The 13,229-nt window shown below is 62.3% G+C and carries 18 protein-coding genes; 15 read left to right on the top strand and 3 right to left on the bottom strand.

The genetic code is table 11. The annotated features are described in order from the left end of the window. Window positions 1-19: 19 nt before the first annotated feature. Together NKL04_RS14800 and NKL04_RS14795 are read left to right on the top strand one after the other, a co-directional pair. Window positions 20-307: a type II toxin-antitoxin system RelE/ParE family toxin gene (locus NKL04_RS14800; protein WP_023672746.1), complete on the top strand. Its 288-nt coding sequence runs from the start codon at window positions 20-22 to the stop codon at window positions 305-307. A 1-nt stretch (window position 308) separates the two neighbouring features. Continuing rightward, entirely contained in the window at window positions 309-602 is a 294-nt protein-coding gene (locus NKL04_RS14795; protein WP_023672747.1) for an addiction module antidote protein, read from the top strand. A 49-nt stretch (window positions 603-651) separates the two neighbouring features. On the opposite strand, the gene NKL04_RS14790 is transcribed toward NKL04_RS14795, so the two are convergent. Next, window positions 652-1,818 carry an ATP-grasp domain-containing protein gene (locus NKL04_RS14790; RefSeq protein ID WP_352723799.1) on the bottom strand — a complete coding sequence of 389 codons (1,167 nt, stop codon included), beginning with the start codon at window positions 1,816-1,818 and terminating at the stop codon, window positions 652-654. 182 nt (window positions 1,819-2,000) lie between these two features. Here NKL04_RS14790 and NKL04_RS14785 point away from each other — a divergent pair, with 182 nt between their 5' ends. The 6 genes from NKL04_RS14785 (at window position 2,001) to NKL04_RS14760 (ending at window position 5,281) form a co-directional block, all read left to right on the top strand. Next, on the top strand, window positions 2,001-2,615 hold the full coding sequence (locus tag NKL04_RS14785) for a hypothetical protein (protein ID WP_023701909.1): 615 nt from the start codon (window positions 2,001-2,003) through the stop codon (window positions 2,613-2,615). A 7-nt stretch (window positions 2,616-2,622) separates the two neighbouring features. Further along, window positions 2,623-3,471 carry a 23S rRNA (adenine(2030)-N(6))-methyltransferase RlmJ gene (locus NKL04_RS14780; RefSeq protein WP_023701908.1) on the top strand — a complete coding sequence of 283 codons (849 nt, stop codon included), beginning with the start codon at window positions 2,623-2,625 and terminating at the stop codon, window positions 3,469-3,471. A gap of 192 nt (window positions 3,472-3,663) precedes the next feature. After that, window positions 3,664-3,840: a hypothetical protein gene (locus NKL04_RS14775; protein ID WP_023701907.1), complete on the top strand. Its 177-nt coding sequence runs from the start codon at window positions 3,664-3,666 to the stop codon at window positions 3,838-3,840. Further along, on the top strand, window positions 3,792-4,139 hold the full coding sequence (locus NKL04_RS14770) for a MarR family transcriptional regulator (RefSeq protein WP_084568580.1): 348 nt from the start codon (window positions 3,792-3,794) through the stop codon (window positions 4,137-4,139). Before NKL04_RS14775 ends, NKL04_RS14770 begins: the two co-directional genes overlap by 49 nt. Window positions 4,140-4,209: 70 nt before the next feature. After that, window positions 4,210-4,632, top strand: coding sequence for a VOC family protein (locus NKL04_RS14765; RefSeq protein WP_023684718.1), 423 nt, complete (start codon window positions 4,210-4,212; stop codon window positions 4,630-4,632). 202 nt (window positions 4,633-4,834) lie between these two features. After that, a complete protein-coding gene (locus NKL04_RS14760) occupies window positions 4,835-5,281 on the top strand; it encodes a hypothetical protein (protein ID WP_023673457.1) in 447 nt (148 codons plus the stop codon). A 96-nt stretch (window positions 5,282-5,377) separates the two neighbouring features. Here the strand turns inward: NKL04_RS14760 and NKL04_RS14755 are convergent, their stop codons facing one another. Next, window positions 5,378-6,001 carry a TetR family transcriptional regulator gene (locus tag NKL04_RS14755; protein WP_031193538.1) on the bottom strand — a complete coding sequence of 208 codons (624 nt, stop codon included), beginning with the start codon at window positions 5,999-6,001 and terminating at the stop codon, window positions 5,378-5,380. A 62-nt stretch (window positions 6,002-6,063) separates the two neighbouring features. On the opposite strand from NKL04_RS14755, the gene NKL04_RS14750 reads away from it, so the two are divergent. The 4 genes from NKL04_RS14750 to NKL04_RS14735 all read left to right on the top strand — a co-directional run bounded on the left by NKL04_RS14750 (window position 6,064) and on the right by NKL04_RS14735 (window position 8,499). Then, a complete protein-coding gene (locus NKL04_RS14750; protein WP_348529205.1) occupies window positions 6,064-6,300 on the top strand; it encodes a hypothetical protein in 237 nt (78 codons plus the stop codon). Next, the gene (locus NKL04_RS14745) at window positions 6,297-6,590 is read left to right on the top strand and encodes a DinB family protein (protein ID WP_348529204.1); all 294 of its coding nucleotides are present in this window, start codon (window positions 6,297-6,299) and stop codon (window positions 6,588-6,590) included. The genes NKL04_RS14750 and NKL04_RS14745 overlap by 4 nt, the downstream gene beginning before the upstream one ends. Window positions 6,591-7,172: 582 nt before the next feature. Continuing rightward, complete coding sequence (locus NKL04_RS14740; protein WP_023673454.1) at window positions 7,173-7,562, top strand: hypothetical protein; 390 nt, start codon at window positions 7,173-7,175, stop codon at window positions 7,560-7,562. A 340-nt stretch (window positions 7,563-7,902) separates the two neighbouring features. Then, window positions 7,903-8,499, top strand: coding sequence for a glutathione S-transferase family protein (locus NKL04_RS14735; protein WP_023689091.1), 597 nt, complete (start codon window positions 7,903-7,905; stop codon window positions 8,497-8,499). A 63-nt stretch (window positions 8,500-8,562) separates the two neighbouring features. Here NKL04_RS14735 and NKL04_RS14730 read toward each other — a convergent pair whose 3' ends face one another. Further along, complete coding sequence (locus NKL04_RS14730; RefSeq protein WP_023673452.1) at window positions 8,563-9,213, bottom strand: outer membrane protein; 651 nt, start codon at window positions 9,211-9,213, stop codon at window positions 8,563-8,565. 411 nt (window positions 9,214-9,624) lie between these two features. Here NKL04_RS14730 and NKL04_RS14725 point away from each other — a divergent pair, with 411 nt between their 5' ends. From NKL04_RS14725 to pgsA, 3 genes are all read left to right on the top strand, one after another. Further along, entirely contained in the window at window positions 9,625-10,389 is a 765-nt protein-coding gene (locus tag NKL04_RS14725) for an SDR family oxidoreductase (RefSeq protein ID WP_023701905.1), read from the top strand. Then, on the top strand, window positions 10,386-12,461 hold the full coding sequence (gene uvrC, locus NKL04_RS14720; RefSeq protein ID WP_023701904.1) for an excinuclease ABC subunit UvrC: 2,076 nt from the start codon (window positions 10,386-10,388) through the stop codon (window positions 12,459-12,461). Before NKL04_RS14725 ends, uvrC begins: the two co-directional genes overlap by 4 nt. Window positions 12,462-12,631: 170 nt before the next feature. Beyond that, complete coding sequence (gene pgsA / locus NKL04_RS14715) at window positions 12,632-13,228, top strand: CDP-diacylglycerol--glycerol-3-phosphate 3-phosphatidyltransferase (protein ID WP_023673449.1); 597 nt, start codon at window positions 12,632-12,634, stop codon at window positions 13,226-13,228. Window position 13,229: the final 1 nt, after the last annotated feature.

Below are 13,229 nucleotides of genomic sequence, written 5' to 3'. Positions count from 1 at the left end.
TGTAAATTATAGTTCACGGATGATCGAAGTTCGATCCACTGACGAATTCCGAAAATGGCTCAGAGGGCTCACGGACATTCGCGCCGTAAAGAAGATCACCCAACGGATTGTCCGCGTTCAGGCTGGGCTGTTGGGAGACGCCAAGTTCTTCGATGGCATAGGAGAATTGCGCGTAGATTACGGTCCGGGATACCGCGTGTACTTCGTCCGGCGCGGCAACACGGTCATTATCCTGCTCTGCGGCGGTGACAAAGGCTCGCAGGACAGGGACATCGGAAAAGCAAGGAAAATGGCAAAGGAAGTTTGATATGACCCTCAGAACCACACCATTCGACGCCGCCGAATATCTTGATGATGCTGAGTCTCAAGCCGAACTGCTCGCTGATGCGTTCGAGACCGGGGACGCGACTTATATTGCGCACGCCCTCGGCATTGTCGCGCGCGCCCGCGGCATGACAAGCATAGCGAAGGACGCCGGCGTGACCCGAGAGGCACTCTACAAGGCGCTGAGCGAAAAGGGCGATCCGCGCCTCAGTACATTGCTGGGCGTAACCAAGGCGCTTGGCCTGCAATTGTCCGCAAAGCCAGTTAATCCCGTTTAGGCAACCTTAGCAGGACTTACGCACTCAGCTGAAAACGGGAAGTTCCGCTTCAACTCGACTGGTCCTGCTCCGGCCCATTCCACTCGATATCGCGCGTCGACGCAGCCTGAAGGCTGATGCGCTGGCGCAGTGCTGTGCCGGCGATCTCGGCCAGCGTGCGCCACTGCGCCCGCTTCGGCGCGGGGTCGCCCGGCCAGTCGAGCAGCTCATCGGCATCGTGCATAGCCTGGCGAAAGCTGCCGAGACCACCGGAGCGCAGTGCCGCCGGCATCCCGTAGATCCACATCGCAAGCCTCACCGTCTGCGGCGCAGTCACGTCGGGCTTCACCTCGGCGCCATCCTCCAGGACCGCGTCGGCGAAGCGCCGCGGATCGCGAAAGAAGTGCAGGCCGCTCACGGCGCGCGGATTGCACTCCAGTGGCAGCACCCTGCCGTTGTTCTCGCGCATCAGGTCGAAGGATATCTGGCCGGTCCAGCCGGCGCCGGCGACGAAGGTTTCGACGAAGCGCCGCGCCGCGATATCCTCGACCGGCTCGAAACAGATGCCGGCGCCCTTGCCGGCGCGATAGAGCGAACGGTAGAGCGCCAGCGCTTTGAGTTCACCCTCGATCGCCACCGCATAGGCGCTGATCTCTTCACCGGCGATGTAGCGCTGCGCCACCCAAGGAGCGGCGGGCGAGGGGCGGACGGCGTCGAGTTCGTCCGGCGATGGCCGCAGCAGTACGTCACGGGCAAAACGTGACCACACAGGTTTGAACACCAATTCGCGCGATTGGCCACGAACGCCGTCGAGATCGGCCTCGCTTTGCAGCAGTATCGTTTCCGGCACGTCGAGCCCAAGGCTCTGCGCCAGCCGGATGAAGGCATGCTTGTCGTGAACGCGGGCGAGCATCGCCATCTCGGGTGCGAAGAGGCGGGCCGGCATGGCGCGGTGCTGCCAGAGACGACCGAGATAAAAGACTTCCTCGCAGGTCGGGATAACGAGTTCGATGCCTTCCGCGCGGACAAGCGCTTCCACCGCCTTGGCATAGGCGTCGGCGGCAAAGCGCGGCGGCGGCAGGCGATGGTAGGCGGCGCAGGCCGTGCTCGCTGCGGCGATCGGCCGGGCCGGGCTGTCGGCCAGGATCACCCGGCGACCGGCGCCATGCAGCAGCCGCGCCAGGTGCAGCGCCACCGGCGCGCGGGCGCCGGTGATCAGCACGGTGCTATTGGGCATGAGCCACCGGCATCGGTTGGAAAAGACGAGTCGATGCTTCTGCGGAAGGCTTCATTCGCCATAAGTGCCACATGGCTTGCGTGCCGCCAACGCACTCCACAAAGGTGGCTCCGCTGCGTCAGCCATCGCTTTTTGGCCTTCGGGGCGTTATTGGCAATCTGTCGAACACCCGGATCTCCTCAATGCGCTTTCTGTTTGTCCTGATACTGCTTGCCGGCGCCGCCATTGGCTTCGTCTATCCCTGGGCCATGAGCAATTTCTCCGGCCACGAGATCGGCACCTGGCGCGTCTACGACCAGGGACGGTTTAGGCCTGTGACGGTGACGCTGAAAGCTGGCGACGCGCCGGTCAGAGTGCTGGTCGACCTGACGGCAAAGGCCGAGCGCATTGTCTCGCAGCAGCGCACTGTGCTGACGCTCACTGCCGCCACAGCCGGCCGCACGGTGCTTGCCTCGACGCTGCAATTCAACCACGCCGACAATCCGCGCCAGGTCAGCCCACAACTGCCCGACAAGATCTTTCGCGACGAGGCCGGCGTGATCGAAACCGTCAGTCCCGGCGCCTATCTCTTCACCGCCGGCCCGGGCGACGCCGACGATATCCCGATACGCGCGGTGGATCTGATACTGCGCTCCGGCGCCGGTGAGATCGATCAACGCGCACGGCCGGTCGGCTATGGGCTGATGGCAGTCGGCCTGATCGGCTTCCTGCTTACTCTGGCTTTCGGCGGTCGCCGGCCGGAGAACTCGAACTCGAAGCCGCCACCGCCGCGTTGGGGCAGAGGCTCCTCGACATGAGCGCGGCATGAACTACCGTCACGCCTATCACGCCGGCAATTTCGCCGACGTCGTCAAGCATGTCGTGCTCAGCCTTCTGCTCGACTATCTGAAGCAGAAGGACAAGGCGTTCCGTGTCGTCGACACTCATGCCGGCATTGGCCGCTACGATCTTTCGTCGGCGGAAGCGCAAAAGACCGGCGAATGGCAAGGCGGCATCGGCCGCCTCATCGACGCCCCGATCGAAAAATCGGCGGCTGCGCTGCTTGCCCCCTATCTTGAAGCGGTGCGTTCGCTCAATCCCGATGGCGGGGTGAAGAAATATCCGGGCTCGCCATTGATCGCCAGGCACCTCATGCGAAAGCAGGACCGGTTGTCGGCGATCGAACTGCACGGCGCAGATGTCGCCAGGCTGAAGACGCTGTTTGCCGGCGATTTCCAGACAAGGGTGATCGAACTCGACGGCTGGCTGGCGCTTGGCGCGCATCTGCCGCCAAAGGAAAAGCGCGGCCTGGTGCTGATCGATCCGCCGTTCGAGGAAGCCGGCGAATTCGACCGCCTGGTCGACGGCATGCAGAAAGCGCACAGGCGCTGGCCGGGTGGCATCTACGCGCTGTGGTATCCGATCAAGGATCGCAAAGCGATCATCGCCTTCCGCAAGGCGCTCAAGCAATCCGGCGTCCCAAAATTGCTCGACATCGAGTTCGAGATCCGGCCGGCATCGCGTGAACCAAGCCTCGACGGCAGCGGCATGGTGGTGGTCAACCCGCCCTTCACGCTGGAGCGCGAACTGCGCATCGTGCTGCCGGTCCTGCACAGATTGCTGGCGGTCGAAAAGCCGGCGCACTGGTCGCTGGAATGGCTGGCCGGGGAGTAGCGACGCTTCGCAGCGGGCGACGCCCGCGGCAAAGACACAAAGTCGCTAGAGGTTTTGACGGTGGCGCCATCCGCGAATGCTCAGCTGTGTTCAACGAACCGAAACCATGGAGATGCACATCTAATCGGCTCGGCGTTGACGCTAATCCCAGAATCAGATAGATAGATATCTAATTATTAGACTTCGAATCGAATGCCAAGATCGACAGAAGAGGAACTGGTCAACGCGATAGGCTTCGCGATGTCGCGCTGGCAGGATGCCGTCGAAACGTTCGATGGGACCGTCGTCGAAATCTATGTGCTGAGCGCTGCCGAGCGCCGCTGTCTCGGTGCGATCAATCACGGCCGGCGGGGCCGGCAAACCTCGTAGCGAGGGAGACAAATCTCACGCCGGCGGCGGTCACGACGTTGATCGACCGGCTGGAAAAGCGCGGCTTCGTCAGCCGTCAGCCGGATCCCGATGACAGGCGCAAGGTCATGGTCGCGGCGGGCAAGAAGACCGAGGAACTCGTCCGGCGCTGCTACCATCCGATCCTCGAGGCGTGCGCCGCATTGCTGGAGAATATTCGGCGGCCGAGATGCAGTTTTTGCTCGGCTTATCAAGAGGTCGAAGCGATGCAGAAGGCGCAGACCGAGAGGGTGCGCGGCAAAGCAAAACCGGTGCGTTGAGAGAAGGCATCGGAGGATGGTCCGGCGAAACGCCGGTCCGGTTTCAAGTGTGTACTGTCAAGGAGACCCTATGCCCCGCATGATCTTCGTCAACCTGCCCGTCGCCGATCTCGCTGCGTCGATGGCATTCTACAAAGCCCTCGGTTTCGACAACAACCCGCACTTCACCGACGACACCGCAGCCTGCATGGTGCTGAGCGAAACGATCAACGTCATGCTGCTCACCCATGCCAAATGGCGTCAGTTCACCGATCGCCCCATCCCGCCGGCCACCTCGAGCGAGGTCATGCTTGCCGTGTCCTGCGACAGCCGCGCGGCGGTCGATGCGATGAACGAGGCGGCGGCGAAAAATGGCGGCGCCGCCGACATCAACGCCCAACAGGATTATGGCTTCATGTACAATCGCAGCCTGGCCGATCCTGACGGCCACGTCTGGGAAGCGATGTGGATGGACCCGGCCGCCATACCGCAGGGCGACGCCAAGCAAGGCTGAACCGGGTTTCGGCGGCCCGCCGGCCATGGGCAGGCCGCTTTTCCTAATGGGCAAGGCGAGCTTTTTCAAAGGTCAGGACGTGGTTTCGCAGCTTCGCACCGGAGAAACCGGTTGCGGAGCGGGAAACCATCGGCAGCGCGACCGCTTGACCGCGCGCCGCCGAATCCGCAAAGTGGGCGCAGTCGACCTTTGAGAGGCTGCCATGACTCGCTTTGCCAAATCCGCTCTTGCTGCCCTGATTTCGCTTTGCACGCCGCTGGCCGCACCCCTCGGCCAGCCAGCACAGGCCGCCGACCTTTCCGTCTATTCCGACGAGGACAGCGGCGTTTGCGGCGAGGCCTGGGTGCTAAGCAAGATCTCCAGCCGCTTCTCCTACCAGGTGCATCACGTGCCGCATCTGCCGGATGTTTCGATCACAGATTTCCAGCGCATCCACCAGCATCGCTATCTCCCGGCCAGCGAAGAATGGCCGATCGGCCGCCGCTATTGCGGCGCCACCGTCAGCCTTTCCGATGGCCGCGCCCGCACCATCTGGTACTTGATCGAGGAAGGCCAGGGTTTTGCCTCGATCGGCGACAATGTCGAATTCTGCGTCTCGGGCTTCGACCGCTGGATGGTCTACAACGGCCGCTGCCGCGTCCTGCGCTAAGGTCGGATAAGAACCGCCGTTGCACCTGCCATCTCCTGCAAGGGGGAGATCTGATGTCGCTCCGGTTTCGCCAATCTCCGAACTGCTGCCGCTGCCTCACATCGCCTTCCCACCAGATACGTAAGCGCAGATCAGCTCGACCAACTGCTTCTGCAGTTCCGGCGCGTCGAGCATGTCTCGCCGCGCGGCATTGTGGATGACGCCCTCGACCGCTGAGGACAGCACCCGGGCCACGGTCTCATTGTCCTTTCTGCGCCTGCGATATTGCGCCACCGCCGCCGTGTAGTGATCGAGATAGCGCGATTGGAACGAGGCATGGGCGGCGCGTGAGCCGCGATCGCCCGGCGCCTCGTCGAGCAGCACCTGATGCAGCGTCGGATGGATGCTGTGCGCATCGATCATGCCGCGCACCAGCTCCTGCGCGAATCGCTTGAGCGGCTTGTCGCCTTCTGCTGATTCGGCGATCACCGACAGCACCTGATCGAAATGTCGCCGGCGAATTGCTTCGACCAGCGACAGCTTGTCGGGAAAATATTGATAGAGCGAGCCGATGCTGACGCCGGCCGCATCGGCCACCTTGTTGGTGGTGAAGCCGGCCCAGCCGAGCGCGCTCAGAACATGAGCACCGGCTTCGATGAGCGCCTCGACCGTCGCTCTCGAACGCGCCTGGCGCGGCTGCTTGCGCATGCGTGAGCGCGGCTTTGCAATGCGAGTAGACATGTCTGCTCCAGCAGCCAAGAATATAGATAACATACTCACATTTTTTGCAAAGGATATAGACCATGGACGCGCTGGATTTGCTCCGCAGCCTCTTCGTTTATCAAGCCTGGACGAACGGTGAATTGCTGGAGAAGCTTGCGGGCCTCGACCAGCAGGAGCATATCGATCAGCGCCACACGGCGACCCGTCTCATCAACCACAACCTTGTCGTATCGAAGATATTCGCCGCGCATCTTTCCGGCACGCGTCATGGCTATGCGTCCAACAAACCGAGGACACACCGGCACTCGATGAATTGAGCGCTGATGTCGCTGCGATGGATCGTTGGTATCTCGACTATATCGAAGCCGTCTCGCCAAAGCTCATGTCAGAGCCTGTGGCTTTCACCTTCACCGACGGCGACAGGGCGATGATGTCACGCCAGGAAATGCTGACACATGTCGCCACGCATGGCGGCTATCACCGCGGCGAGATCGGGCGGATCCTGATGCAGATCGGCATTGCGCCGCCGTGGGATACGTTTGCCGTCCACCTCCACCACGCCGAGCCCTCGCGCCGGCTGCAGGTGCGCGAGCGGGTTGGCGCTTAGGGGCCTGCACCCCTTGGCTTCCAAGGGATCGCGGCTTCCCGGGAGGAGGATTCCCCGATCTTTCGTTTCCCATTTCCGTTGGGCATCTCTTGCGCCGAAGCTGGCGATCTCCCTTCTCGTCTGGGAAACGTCCAACACAACAGGCTGTCCCTTCAAGTACTGTCTTTCCTGGCTTCCATCCAACCACTTTCGATATACGAGTAAAAAGCTCGCGTTTAGTTTAGTGCTGTTCCTGCAACCGTGGGGATGAAGCAAGATCAGCCTCTGCTGTGCGATGATTGTTGCCATCCGATAGGCCGCCGATGACCGCGTGAGATCGACGGCGTTGCAAGACAATGTGAGCTTGACGAGAAGATCGTGTGAGTCGCGATATCAGAGATTTCTCTCGCAAATAGTTCGCTGCGAAGCGGGAAGATTCTTTGCCGATTTCTGTGCCGATCATTGCGATCTTGCTCTCAGCGTAACCGAAACTTAATCTGCAAAATTCTATGTAATGCTTCGCTGGCTAGATACGCACGAGTCAGATATGCATTAGCTCGCCGGGTCACTCACGGCCATCGGCACAAACGCAAGGGGCATCGCATGGCAAAGACCACGACGAAGGCGCCGGCGGCGAAAGCGCCGGCAAAGAAAGCGGCACCGAAAGCTGCCGCGAAACCTGCAGCAGTAAAGAAGGCAGCACCGAAGGCAGCGGCAAAGCCGGCTGCCAAGGCAGCGGCAAAGCCGGCAGCTAAGGCAGTAGCAAAACCCGCCGCCAAGGCAGCAGCGAAACCCGCCGCCAAGAAGCCGGCCGCCAAGGCTGTGGCGAAGCCTGCTGCGAAGGCAGCAGCCAAGCCCGCCGCCAAGAAGCCGGCAGCCAAGGCAGCGGCAAAACCCGCCGCCAAGGCTCCGATGAAGGCCGCCGCCGCCAAGTCGACGGCCGCTGTGAAGAAGGCTGCACCGGCCAAAAAGCCAGCCGCCAAGAAGAAGTAACAGCGGTCCATCTCAAAGCTCCCGGGAACTTTGCCGACTGGCAGATTCCCGGGAGCTTTTTTGTTGTGATTTAGGTCTTGTTTTGATGCATGTCGTTCTCTCGAAATTGACGCCACTTCTGTAAGACATGCATGGCGATTTCATTGTCGGCGGATTGGCCGCCTGGTTTTGCCCTTCTGGCAGTTGCTCCCTCAGGGAAGATCGGCCAACACTAAGGCGGTCGCATTCGATGGGGTTCAGGCGACACGCTCTAGACCTTTGTTTTACGCGCGTCGTTCTCAAGACCGGAATCGCATTTTTGAGCGACATGCACTGGCCGTCCGAAAACAGGGAACCGATCATGCCGAAGCTGCTCTACGCGTCCTCATCCCCCTACAGTTCCAAGGTGCGCATGGCAGCACTCCATGCCGGCATTGCCGTCGAGCTCGTGCCGGTCAAGACCGAGGACAAGCCTGCTGAACTGATGTCAGCCAATCCTCTCGGCAAGATTCCGGTGCTGGTGCTCGACGACGGCCGCTCGATCCATGACAGCCGCGCGATCACTCAGCATCTCAACCGCGCTTCGAAGAGCCTGTTGTTGCCGCGCAATGCCGACAAGCGCCTCGAGGCCGAAGTGCTGGAGGCGCTGGCCGACGGCATATGCGACTGCGCGCTGTCGATGGTCTATGAGCGGCGCACGCGTCCGGAGGAGATGGTCTATCAACCCTGGCTCGATCGCCAGTGGACCAAGATCACCGCCGCACTCGATTTCCTCAACGCCAATCCGCCGAAGCTGCCGAAGAAGATCACGCTTGGCCAGCTGGCGTTGCGTGCCTGCCTCGGCTACCTCTCTCTGCGCTTCGCCGGCAAATGGGAAAAGGGCCGCGGCCGCCTGACCCGCTGGGCAGCGCGTTTCGATGAGAAGTTTCCGGGGCTGAAGGTGGCTGTGCCGGCCTGACGGGCGAAACAAAAAAAGCCGGGCGCGAGGCCCGGCTTTCTTGTGTCGTGGCTTGAACGACAGTTAGAACTTCATACCGACGCCGAAGGTGACGCGGTTGTCGCTCTCTTTGACCTTGGTGCCGACACTGTCGAAGCTCTTGGAACCGAAGTCGGTGTAGCGGTACTCGACACGGCCGAACACATTGTCGGTGATCTTGATGTCGGTGCCGACGCCGGCCGTCCAGCCGAGCATGGTGTTGCTGTCGCTGTCGCCGGGGACCGAGACCTTCTGGTTCTTCAGGGCGCCGCCGCCGGTGCCGTAGAGCAGGATTTCCGGGGTCACGGCGTAACCCAGACGGGCGCGCAGCGAGCCTTCGAAGCCGCCCTTGGAATTGACGCCGCCGCTGTCACCCTTGACGCCATTGTAGCCGAGATCGGCTTCAGCACCGTACACGAAGTTTTCCTGCTGCCACTGGTAGCCGCCGAAAACGCCGCCGACAAAGCCCTTGGTCTTGATGTCGGGGCCGCCGTCCTGGACTTTGGCATGACCGCTGAAGCCGTAGCCGGCGCTGAGACCGGCATACGGGCCGGCCCAGGAAGCGACGGGGAGCTCGGCGATCGGGGCCGGCGCCGGGGGCTCTTCCGAGACGACATCGGCAGCAAAAGCGGTACCGCTGAGGGCGAAGAGCCCGAGCGCAACCGCGAGCGGCGCGAATTTGAGATTGGTTTGCATTGTTGTTTACTCCTTAAGCCACAAGACACGTAGGCTTGTTTGTCCTGAGCGCCATCAACCCGTCCGGGGGGTGAAACGGATCTGGCACTCAACGGTTCCGAATGTCGTGTCAAAATGCGGCGGCAGCGAACCTGAAAATGGGTCATTCCCCGGCACGAATGAGGCCGAAGCTTGACGTTGCATCTTCGCAACAGCGAAATGTCAGTACGCAGGCGATGCTGCACTGCACTCGGCTTGGTGCAACGGGTTCAGCGTCCTATATTGCGGTCCTGCCGACCCGAATCCGGGGCGGTGCCGGCGGCGAAAAAGCCGTTTCGCCACATTCCTGCCCCAGGTGGAAACGGCATTTAACCCCTGGACGCGTCACAATGTGCCGCTAGCCGAATTGAGGCGCAGATTGAGGATTGACAGATGATCGAAGCCGCCGGAACGGCGCTGGTGACGGGCGGGGGGAAGCGGATCGGCAAGGCGATCGTCGAGGATCTGGCCGCGCACGGTTTTGCCGTCGCCATCCACGCCAATCGCTCGACCGCCGAGGCCGACGCGCTGGCTGCGAGCATCAGGGACGGAGGCGGCCGCGCCGGCGTGGTAGCCGCCGATCTGACCGACATGGATGCGGTTGGCGATCTCGTCGGCCGCGCCGCGGCAGCGCTCGGCCCGGTCACGCTTCTTGTCAACAATGCGTCGCTGTTCGTCGACGATAGCGTCGAGGACTTCGACTGGGCGGCATGGGACCTTCACTTCGCCATCCATGTGAAGACGCCGGCGCTGTTGGCGCAAAACTTCGCCCGCGCCTTGCCGCAAGGGCAGGAGGGGCTGATCGTCAACATCATCGACCAGCGCGTCTGGCGGCCGACGCCGCGCTATTTCTCCTATGCGCTGTCGAAGTCGGCCCTGTGGACGCAGACCGAAATGCTGGCACAGGCGCTCGGTCCGCGCATCCGCGTCAACGCCATCGGTCCCGGTCCGGCGCTGAAGAATGCCCGCCAGGACGATGATGATTTCCAAAAGCAGGTCGATGGCCTGATTCTGAAGCGCGGCCCGCAATTGGCCGAATTCGGCGCCACCATCCGCTATCTCTGGGAGGCGCGCTCGGTGACCGGCCAGATGATCGCGCTCGACGGCGGCCAGCATCTTGCATGGCAGACGCCGGATGTGACAGGCATGGTGGAATGAGTCCCGCAGACCAGAAACACAAGACGCGCGCCGGCGCCGCCGACGATATGCCGCCCGACATCGAGCTTGAGGATGAAGCGGTCGAGGAGATCGTCGAGCCCGAGGCCACCGGGCCCGATGTCGCCTTCACAGCGATAGACTGGGCGCCGCATGCCGGCGACGCCGACGGCATGGTCGGCGCGGAGGTCATCCAGACATTGGTCAAGCGGCTGCCCAATGCGCCCGGCGTCTACCGCATGATGAACGCTGCCGGCGACGTGCTTTATGTCGGCAAGGCGCGCAGCCTGAAGAAGCGGGTGACCAACTACGCGCAAGGCCGGTTCCACACCGCCCGCATCGGCCGCATGGTGCGCGAGACATCGACGATGGAGTTCGTCGTCACCCGCACCGAAATCGAAGCGCTGCTGCTCGAGGCCAATCTCATCAAGCGCTTGCGGCCGCGTTTCAATGTGCTGATGCGGGACGACAAGTCGTTCCCTTACATCCTGTTGACCGGCGATCACGTCTCGCCCGGCATCTACAAGCATCGCGGTGCGCGCTCGCGCAAGGGCGACTATTTCGGACCTTTTGCGTCGGCCGGCGCGGTCGGGCGCACCATCAATTCGCTGCAGCGCGCCTTCCTGCTCAGGAGCTGCACCAACTCCTTCTACGAAAACCGCACCCGGCCGTGCCTGCTCTACCAGATCAAGCGCTGTGCCGGTCCCTGCACCGGCGAAATTTCGCATGGCGACTATGCCGAGCTGGTCAGCGAGGCGAAGGATTTTCTGTCGGGCCGCAGCCAGAAGGTGAAGACCGAAATCTCTGCCGCCATGCAGCAGGCCTCGCAGGAGCTCGATTTCGAGCGCGCCGCCATTTATCGCGACCGGTTGGCTGCACTGTCCCATGTGCAGAGCCATCAGGGCATCAACCCGGCCACGGTCGACGAGGCCGATGTCTTTGCCATCCATCAGGAGGGCGGCCAGGTCTGTATCCAGGTGTTTTTCTTCCGCACCGGCCAGAACTGGGGCAACCGCGCCTATTTCCCCAAGGCCGATCCGGCACTGGAGGGGGCGGAAGTGCTGGGCTCGTTCCTGGCGCAGTTCTATGACGACAAGCCGACGCCACGGAACATCCTTCTGTCGCGAGGCGTCCAGGATCAGGAACTGTTGGCCGAAGCGCTGTCCACCCGCGCCGGCCGTAAAGTGTCGATCTCGGTGCCGCAGCGCGGCGAGAAGAAGGATTTGACCGACAACGCGCTGCAGAATGCCCGCGAGGCGCTCGGCCGCCGCCTGGCCGAAACCTCCACGCAAGGCCGGCTGCTCGCCGGCTTTGCCGAGACCTTCGGCCTGCCGAAGCCGCCGGTGCGCATCGAGGTCTACGACAATTCGCACATTATGGGCACCAACGCCGTTGGCGCCATGGTCGTCGCCGGGCCGGAAGGGTTTGTGAAGAACCAGTACCGCAAATTCAACATCCGCTCGACCGAGATCACGCCCGGTGACGATTTCGGCATGATGCGCGAGGTGATGGAACGGCGCTTTTCGCGGCTGCTGAAGGAACATGGCGATGTCGTTCCCGATGACGCGGCAGCCGGTGGAGCAGGCGACGACATCGAGGAAGACATCTCCGGCAGCGTCCCGGCCTGGCCGGACGTCATCCTGATCGATGGCGGCCAGGGCCAGATGAGCGCGGTGCGCAAGATCCTCGCCGACCTCGGCATCGAGGATCGCGTGGCGGCCATCGGCATCGCCAAGGGCCAGGACCGCGATGCCGGCCGCGAGCGTTTCTTCGTCAGAGGCAGGGACTCGTTTTCGCTCCCCGTCCGAGACCCCGTGCTCTATTTCGTTCAGCGGCTGCGCGACGAGGTCCATCGTTTCGCCATCGGTTCGCACCGCGCGCGGCGCAAGAAGGAATTGGTCAAGAGCCCGCTCGACGAGATCGCCGGCATCGGTCCCGGTCGCAAGCGCGCGCTGCTGCTGGCCTTCGGCACTGCCAAGGCGGTCAGCCGCGCGGCAGTCGAGGATCTGGTCAAGGTCGACGGTATTTCAGAGCAGGTCGCCAAGCTCGTCTACAATCATTTCCATGAGAGCTGAGCGCCGGTGACGCCGCTGTCCCGATCAAATGGCAGCAGCCGTTCTTTTCTCGCAGGCCACTCGAATCCCGGCAATCGCGCGCTATTTTCGTCTGGCCAATCGAATCTCGCCTGTTGACCCCCTACATCCGGTTCTGATTTGAGTACGCAGGCAGAAAGAGTCCCTGAGATATGGCCAAGCGCGCGTTCAACCTGCCTAACATGCTTACCTATGCCCGCATCGTCGCGGTGCCGCTGGTGGTGCTGTGCTTTTTTCTCGAGGGGCATCTGAAATCGAGCGACTTCGCCCGCTGGTCGGCGTTGATCATCTTCCTGCTGGCTTCGATCACCGACTATCTCGACGGCTATCTGGCGCGCGCCTGGCAGCAGACGTCCAACATCGGCAAGATGCTGGATCCGATCGCCGATAAACTGCTGGTCGCCACCTGCCTGCTGCTGCTCGCCGCCGACACCGACCGCCATGCCGGCATCGCAGGCTGGTCGTTGTGGGCGGCAATCATCATCCTGTGCCGCGAAATCCTGGTTTCGGGGCTGCGCGAATATTTGGCGGCATTGAAAGTCTCGGTGCCGGTGACGCAGCTCGCCAAATGGAAGACCGCCATCCAGATGGTCGCCATCGCCTTCCTGCTGGCTGGGCCTGCCGGCGACAAGATCTTCCCGCTGACCACGCAGACCGGACTGGTGCTGCTGTGGATCGCAGCCCTCGTCACGCTCTACACCGGCTACGACTATTTCCGCGCCGGCCTCAAGCACATCATGGACGAGTGAG

The sequence above is a fragment of the Mesorhizobium sp. C264A genome, from assembly GCF_040324515.1.
Taxonomy (GTDB): Bacteria; Pseudomonadota; Alphaproteobacteria; order Rhizobiales; family Rhizobiaceae; genus Mesorhizobium.
The sequence above is the reverse complement of the archived record's forward strand: the minus strand, read 5'-3'. Positions and strand labels throughout refer to the sequence as shown.

Excerpts from the sequence above, each read along its gene's own strand:
- NKL04_RS14740 (WP_023673454.1), top strand. The coding sequence starts at position 7,173 with ATGGCAAAGACCACGACGAAGGCGCCGGCGGCGAAAGCGCCGGCAAAG.
- NKL04_RS14730 (WP_023673452.1), bottom strand. The coding sequence starts at position 9,213 with ATGCAAACCAATCTCAAATTCGCGCCGCTCGCGGTTGCGCTCGGGCTC.
- NKL04_RS14750 (WP_348529205.1), top strand. The coding sequence starts at position 6,064 with ATGGACGCGCTGGATTTGCTCCGCAGCCTCTTCGTTTATCAAGCCTGG.
- pgsA (WP_023673449.1), top strand. The coding sequence starts at position 12,632 with ATGGCCAAGCGCGCGTTCAACCTGCCTAACATGCTTACCTATGCCCGC.
- NKL04_RS14800 (WP_023672746.1), top strand. The coding sequence starts at position 20 with ATGATCGAAGTTCGATCCACTGACGAATTCCGAAAATGGCTCAGAGGG.
- NKL04_RS14775 (WP_023701907.1), top strand. The coding sequence starts at position 3,664 with ATGCCAAGATCGACAGAAGAGGAACTGGTCAACGCGATAGGCTTCGCG.
- NKL04_RS14735 (WP_023689091.1), top strand. The coding sequence starts at position 7,903 with ATGCCGAAGCTGCTCTACGCGTCCTCATCCCCCTACAGTTCCAAGGTG.
- NKL04_RS14795 (WP_023672747.1), top strand. The coding sequence starts at position 309 with ATGACCCTCAGAACCACACCATTCGACGCCGCCGAATATCTTGATGAT.
- NKL04_RS14760 (WP_023673457.1), top strand. The coding sequence starts at position 4,835 with ATGACTCGCTTTGCCAAATCCGCTCTTGCTGCCCTGATTTCGCTTTGC.
- uvrC (WP_023701904.1), top strand. The coding sequence starts at position 10,386 with ATGAGTCCCGCAGACCAGAAACACAAGACGCGCGCCGGCGCCGCCGAC.
- NKL04_RS14755 (WP_031193538.1), bottom strand. The coding sequence starts at position 6,001 with ATGTCTACTCGCATTGCAAAGCCGCGCTCACGCATGCGCAAGCAGCCG.
- NKL04_RS14725 (WP_023701905.1), top strand. The coding sequence starts at position 9,625 with ATGATCGAAGCCGCCGGAACGGCGCTGGTGACGGGCGGGGGGAAGCGG.
- NKL04_RS14765 (WP_023684718.1), top strand. The coding sequence starts at position 4,210 with ATGCCCCGCATGATCTTCGTCAACCTGCCCGTCGCCGATCTCGCTGCG.
- NKL04_RS14780 (WP_023701908.1), top strand. The coding sequence starts at position 2,623 with ATGAACTACCGTCACGCCTATCACGCCGGCAATTTCGCCGACGTCGTC.
- NKL04_RS14790 (WP_352723799.1), bottom strand. The coding sequence starts at position 1,818 with ATGCCCAATAGCACCGTGCTGATCACCGGCGCCCGCGCGCCGGTGGCG.
- NKL04_RS14785 (WP_023701909.1), top strand. The coding sequence starts at position 2,001 with ATGCGCTTTCTGTTTGTCCTGATACTGCTTGCCGGCGCCGCCATTGGC.